At 39.0% G+C, this 6562-nt stretch carries 6 protein-coding genes; all 6 read left to right on the top strand.

Annotated features, from left to right (window positions below):
* Positions 1-5 precede the first annotated feature (5 nt).
* The 6 genes from hpf to Hs30E_RS04905 all read left to right on the top strand — a co-directional run bounded on the left by hpf (position 6) and on the right by Hs30E_RS04905 (position 6246).
* Positions 6-557: a ribosome hibernation-promoting factor, HPF/YfiA family gene (gene hpf / locus Hs30E_RS04880; RefSeq protein WP_172208443.1), complete on the top strand. Its 552-nt coding sequence runs from the start codon at positions 6-8 to the stop codon at positions 555-557.
* 300 nt (positions 558-857) lie between these two features.
* Positions 858-2096 (top strand): ammonium transporter, encoded by a 1239-nt coding sequence (locus Hs30E_RS04885; RefSeq protein ID WP_172208445.1) that lies wholly within the window; start codon positions 858-860, stop codon positions 2094-2096.
* Between the two features lie 90 nt (positions 2097-2186).
* Positions 2187-2528, top strand: coding sequence for a P-II family nitrogen regulator (locus tag Hs30E_RS04890; RefSeq protein ID WP_172208446.1), 342 nt, complete (start codon positions 2187-2189; stop codon positions 2526-2528).
* Positions 2529-2637: 109 nt separating this feature from the next.
* Positions 2638-4002, top strand: coding sequence for a UDP-N-acetylmuramoyl-L-alanine--D-glutamate ligase (murD, locus tag Hs30E_RS04895; protein WP_172208447.1), 1365 nt, complete (start codon positions 2638-2640; stop codon positions 4000-4002).
* Between the two features lie 62 nt (positions 4003-4064).
* Entirely contained in the window at positions 4065-5195 is a 1131-nt protein-coding gene (murG, locus tag Hs30E_RS04900; protein WP_172208448.1) for an undecaprenyldiphospho-muramoylpentapeptide beta-N-acetylglucosaminyltransferase, read from the top strand.
* Complete coding sequence (locus Hs30E_RS04905; RefSeq protein WP_172208449.1) at positions 5185-6246, top strand: cell division protein FtsQ/DivIB; 1062 nt, start codon at positions 5185-5187, stop codon at positions 6244-6246. The genes murG and Hs30E_RS04905 overlap by 11 nt, the downstream gene beginning before the upstream one ends.
* Positions 6247-6562: the final 316 nt, after the last annotated feature.

Consider the following 6562-nt stretch of genomic DNA (forward strand, 5'->3'; position numbering starts at 1 on the left):
CGATTATGATTAAATTTAACATTCGTGGTGAAAACATCGAGGTAACAGATGCTATCCGCAATTACGTTGAAGAAAAAATCAGCAAACTTGAAAAGTACTTTACGCCAGCTCAAGAGCTGACTGCCCACGTAAATCTCAAGGTTTACGCTGAAAAAACATCTAAAGTAGAAGTCACAATTCCAGCTGCTCACATCACTTTGCGTGCTGAAGATACATCTCAAGACTTGTACGGTTCAGTTGATTTGGTTCAAGAAAAACTGGAACGTCAAATTCGCAAATACAAAACAAAAGTTCAGAAAAAGCGCAATCATGTCGCAACTGGTAAGGCTTTTGAAACGTTTGTTGACTTAACACCAACAGAAGAGCTTGACGATAATAACGTTGAAATTGTTCGCACGAAAATCATTGACTTGAAACCAATGAATGCTGAAGAGGCTGTTCTTCAAATGGATTTGATTGACCATGATTTCTTTGTCTTTACAGATGCTGAAACAGATGCAACAAATATTGTTTACCGTCGTGGAGATGGTAATATTGGCTTGATTGAAACTAAATAATTGATTTTTAAGGCTCTCTGAACTTGACTGTTCGAGCCTTTTTTGTTTAAAAGGTAAAATCAGCTAACTTTTTGCGCTAAATGAATATATAAAATGGTCGCTTTTTCCTAGAAGCGGCTATTTTTATACCTAAAAATCATTTCAAATGACATGTAATTGAATTTTTTGAATATTTATTATTTACAAAGCAACTTTTCTATGTTAGAATATATAACATAAGAATGATTTTGTGTCATAAAATCTAACATAAAATCGAAAACTCACGAGCTAAGGCTCATTAACAAAAATTAGGAGATTTTTATGAACGCTGGAAGTATTGCATTTATCCTCATCTGTGCTGCCATGGTTTTTGTCATGACACCAGCATTGGCATTTTTCTACGGCGGTCTTGAGCGCCGTAAAAATGTGCTTAACACAATGCTTATGGTGGTCATTCCGCTTGGTTTGGCATCAATTCTTTGGGTAGTAATCGGCTATTCGCTGTCGTTTTCGGGTGATGGCACTTTTATTGGCAACTTAAATCATCTCTTTTTCAATGGTGTGAGTATGTCGAAAAACGCTTTGCATGGCTTGGAAATTCCTGACGGTCTTTTCGGTGGTTTTCAGATGATGTTTTCGATTATCACGGTAGCTCTTCTGACAGGAGCGGTTGTCGGTCGCATGCGTTTCACGCCAATTGTGATTTTCATGGCGCTTTGGCTGATTCTAGTTTATTATCCAATGGCTCATATGGTCTGGGGTGGTGGTCTGCTTGCACAGATTCATTCGATTGATTTTGCTGGTGGTAATGTTGTTCATATTTCAAGCGGTGTCAGTGCGCTTGTGCTTGCCCTTGTGCTAGGTCGTCGCCGAGATTATGCGCGTCTTGAATATCGCCCACATAACATTCCTTTTGTTTTGCTTGGTGCAGGTCTACTTTGGTTTGGTTGGTTTGGTTTCAATGCAGGTTCAGCGCTTGCGGCGGACGGCTTGGCAGTTCATGCGCTGATGACGACTAATACTGCTGCTGCTGCTGCCATGTTGTCATGGTTGCTTGTCGAGAAACTGACGATTGGTAAGCCGACGGTTGTTGGTGCTTCAACTGGTCTTGTTGTGGGACTCGTTGCCATTACACCAGGAGCGGGCTTTGTGTCGCTTTGGTCAGCCTTATTTATTGGCGCTCTCGTTTCGCCTATTTCTTACTATTTTATCTCGATTGTTAAGCACAAACTTGCTTATGATGATGCGCTTGATGCTTTCGGGGCGCATGGTATCGGTGGTATCTTTGGTGGTATTATGACAGGTATCTTCACAACGCCCGCTTTGGCTCTGGAAAAAGGATATGCTGGGCTGATTTATGGATCTGGCAAGCTTTTTCTAGCACAAATCGAGTCGATTTTGTTTACAATCGTCTTTAGCGCTACTGTGACATTTGCTTTGATTAAAATTATTTCTTTATTTACGGAAATACGTGTTAGTGACCGTGCCGAGGCTGTCGGGCTTGACGACAGTGAACATGATGAAACAGCTTATCCGACTTTCATGGGACTTGATAGCTAAACGCATATAATTGTAAATTGAGTTTAACTAAACCCTATTGCGAGAAAATATTTTGACTTGACAATGGGGCATTTATAACAGGAGCTTAAAATGAAAAAAGTAGAAGCGATTATTCGCACAGACAAATTAGAAGATTTGAAAGATGCCTTAGTCAAAAATGATTTGGCGAAAGGCATGACAGTTTCACAAGTTTTGGGTTATGGCAATCAAAAAGGGTTTGCAGAATATGTTCGTGGTCAAAAATTGAACACGACTTTACTTGCCAAAATCAAAATTGAAATCGTGACTGTTGAGGAACAGGTTTCAAAACTTATTGAGGTTATTCGCGAAACAACGCAAACTGGCGAAGTTGGTGACGGTAAAATTTTCGTTATGCCAATTGAAAATGTTATTCGTATTCGGACAGGCGAACAAGATAGTGATGCGATTTAAAAGCATACAAAGATGAAAAAGTATTTGATAAGTTCAAATGCTTTTTTGCGTAGATGTTGAAAAATTTCCCTAAAAACGGTAGAATTAAGAGATACAGAGGAAAAATAGGATGAAAAAAATCAAAAATTTTGAAAATAAAAAAGTATTGGTGTTAGGGTTGGCAAAATCTGGCGAGTCTGCGGCGCGTGTTTTAAGTCGCTTGGGTGCTATTGTTACGGTTAATGATGGCAAGCCTTTTGATGAAAATCCAGCAGCGCAAGATTTATTAGCTGAGGGAATTAAAGTTGTTACAGGTGGTCATCCTTTGGCATTACTAGATGAGGCGTTTGAGTTAATGGTCAAAAATCCTGGTATTCCTTATGAAAATCCAATGGTTGTGCGCGCGATTGAGAAAAAGATTCCGATTATTACCGAAGTTGAGTTGGCTTATTTGATTTCAGAGTCGCCGATTATTGGCATTACTGGCTCAAATGGTAAGACAACGACGACGACTTTGATTGCTGATATTTTGAATCGGGATAATCAATCAGCTAAATTGTCTGGTAATATTGGTTTTCCAGCTTCAGATGTTGCTTCAAAATCTAGCGCTGATGAGACTTTGATTATGGAGTTGTCAAGTTTCCAACTGATGGGAATTGATCAATTTCGCCCTAAAATTGCGATTATAACTAATGTTTTTTCGGCACATTTAGATTATCATGGTTCGCAAGAAAATTATGAAACAGCTAAATGGCGAATTCAGGAAAATATGACGACTGCCGATTTCTTGGTGCTGAATTTTAATCAGGCTAAATTGCGTGAAAAAGCTAGTCATACAAATGCGACAGTTGTCGGTTTTTCAACGACTGAAAAAGTTGACAATGGTGCTTATGTCATGAATGGTCAGATTTTCTTTCGAGATGAGAAAATTATGGCAGTTGCTGACTTGTCTCTTCCTGGGTCACATAATCTTGAAAATGCCTTGGCTGCGATCTGTGCTAGTAAGCTATCCGGTGTCTCAAATCAAGCGATTGTTAGTATTCTTACGACATTTTCAGGTGTTAAACACCGCTTGCAATATTTAGGTAAAAAATCAAATATTATTTTTTATAACGATAGCAAGGCAACCAATATCCTTGCGACGCAAAAAGCTTTGTCTGGCTTTGATAATAGCTCTTTATGGCTATTAGCGGGTGGTCTTGATCGTGGCAATGGTTTTGATGAGTTAGCGACAGATATTGCCAATCTAAAAGGCATGATTGTTTTCGGCGAAACAGCGCCAAAGCTCCGTGATTTGGCAGAAACGCTGGGTATTCCAGTCTTTGATAGCGAAAATGTTGCAAGGGCGGCTGAACTTGCTTTTGAAAAAGCTGACGAGAACGACACGGTTTTGCTTAGTCCTGCCAATGCGAGTTGGGATCAATACAAAACATTTGAACAACGTGGCGATATGTTTATTCAAGCGGTCGCCAAATTGAAAGAGAAAAAGAATTAATACGTGTCTTATCTTTGAAAGTTACGCTAGTCAGTAATTTAAACAAAAATGAAAGAAAAATCATGAAAATCATCGTAACAGGTGGCGGGACAGGTGGACATATCTATCCAGCGCTGAGTTTTATTCATTATCTGAAAACGGTCGAACCTGATGTGTCGGTGCTTTATATCGGTACGGAGAAAGGTTTGGAGTCAAAAATCGTGCCTGAAAATGGTATTGCATTCAAAACAGTTGATGTGCAAGGTTTTAAGCGTTCCTTGTCGCCTAAAAATATCAAAACGGTTTATAAATTTCTCAAATCGGTTTTAGAAGCTAAAAAAATCATCAAGAATTTTAAGCCTGATGTTGTTATTGGTACGGGTGGTTATGTGGCAGGACCAGTTGTTTATGCGGCAACAACGCTCAAAATTCCAACGATTGTTCATGAGCAGAACTCAATTCCTGGTGTGACTAACAAATTTTTGAGTAAACGTGCGACTCGTGTGGCGCTTGCTTTTCAAGAAGCAGGTAGTTTCTTTCCGTCTCCGAAAACGGTTTTTACGGGCAATCCAAGGGCGCAAGAAGTGGCAGATTTGGATGATTCGGGAAATGTTTTGGGGCAATATGGCTTGGACTCAAAAAAGAAAACTATCGTTATTTTTGGTGGTAGTCGAGGCGCTCTAAAAATCAATACAGCAGTAGTTGAAGCGCTTGCTATTTTAGCTCAAAAAGAGTACCAAATTCTTTACGCTTCGGGCGAGATTTATTTCAACGATGATGAATTTGCTGAGACATTTGCTAAATATAATCAAGAAAAGAATATCAAAATCGTGCCTTATATCAAAAATATGGTTGAAGTTTTAAATGATGCAGACTTGATTTTGTCGCGAGCGGGTGCGACGACTTTAGCTGAAATTACGGCGCTTGGTTTGCCGTCAATTCTTGTGCCGAGTCCTTACGTGACGGCGGATCATCAGACGAAGAACGCACAGGCGCTTCAGCATGCGGGGGCAGCAGTTATGTTAAGAAATGATGAACTGACAGGCGAAAACATTGTTTCAACGATTGATGATATTTTGCTCAATGATACGACCTATCGTCAAATGGCTGAAAATGCCTTGCGTGAGGGTGTACCCGATGCCAGTGAAAGACTGTATCAAGTTGTCAAAGAGGTGACAAGTTTTTCTGGTAATGGTGGCTCAAATGGCAGATAAAGAGATAAAAGAGTTGACACCTTGGCAAAAACATCATGCTGAATTTGAACGTAAAAAAGCCGAAGTAGCTGAAAAAGAGCAACAAGTAAGCGGAAAAAAATTGAGTGAATCAGCTAATGCTGCACCACTTAAAACGACTAAAAATGTGACTGATACAGAATCTGAACCTGTTGCTGAGAGGCAGCAAACGCCGTCCTTATTGGTAAAATTTAAATCAAATTTCACGAATGCTAAATCGATTTCAGATGTTTTAGTTAAAATGTGGTTTTTTTTGCTAATCGCAGCTGTAATTTTTATAGGGAGTCTCTACGTCGTATCGCCTTTGAGTAAAATCGCGAGTTTTACACCGACTGGCAATGCTCATGAAACTTCTGAGCAGATTGCTGATGCGACAGGAATCAAAACAAATGACCATGTTTGGCAAATTATCAAATCAGAAAAGGCATTGTCGCAAAAAATTGTCGCAGCTTTTCCACGTGTGAAATCAGCTCAAATCAACTGGCATTTTCCCAATGATTTTTCGGCAAAAATCACAGAATTTCCCGAAAGTTTATATCTTAAAACAGGTAACGATTATTATCTTGTCTTATCAAATGGTACAATTTTGACAGATGAAAAAATTGATGGCACTCAGTTAGCAGAACGTCCGATTTTAATTGATTTCACAGAAAAAGAAGTCAAAGCCTTTGTTATCGCCTATGAAACGCTCAAACCTGAGATCAAGGCACAAATCACAAATGTTACCAAAGTGCCAACTAAAGTGAGTAAGGATTTTATCGCGCTTGATATGAAAGACGGTAATCAAGTGCGAGTTCCATTGATGCAGTTGGCAGAAAAGCTACCATACTACACCAGTATTGCCGAAAATATTACAGAATCGAGCGTTATTGATATGGAGGCAGGCGCTTATGCCAAGTCTAAAGCGGCTTATCAGCAAGATTTAGACGATGAGGCGGCAGATGAGAAATCTAAGAAAGATAGTGAGAACACTGTGGATGAAACGGCGCAAGAATCTATCTTGGAAGACGAGCAAGAGATGTATAGTGACTGATTTTACAATTTAAGTCAGTGTGTTACTTAGCTTGACATTTAAAGCTTTGTAACCTAAATGTCAAGTTTAGAACCCTGTCAAGCCACGGTCGTTTCATAAATTTAATTTATCCGACAAATTCCGAAATTTCACAAGTTAAATAGCTATTTCAGACGATTATTTCCCTAACCGCTTTAATTTTCATAAAAAATTGTCAAGCGAAATTGAAAATGTCCCAAAAAAAGTCTAAACATGAGTTACATTTTGCTAAAGCAAAATTTGCTTTTAGATTCCATTTTTGATATTATTGAGTTATGATTTAGGCTGAATTTTCAGC

The organism is Pseudolactococcus hodotermopsidis (assembly GCF_011170085.1).
Taxonomy (GTDB): Bacteria; Bacillota; Bacilli; order Lactobacillales; family Streptococcaceae; genus Pseudolactococcus; species Pseudolactococcus hodotermopsidis.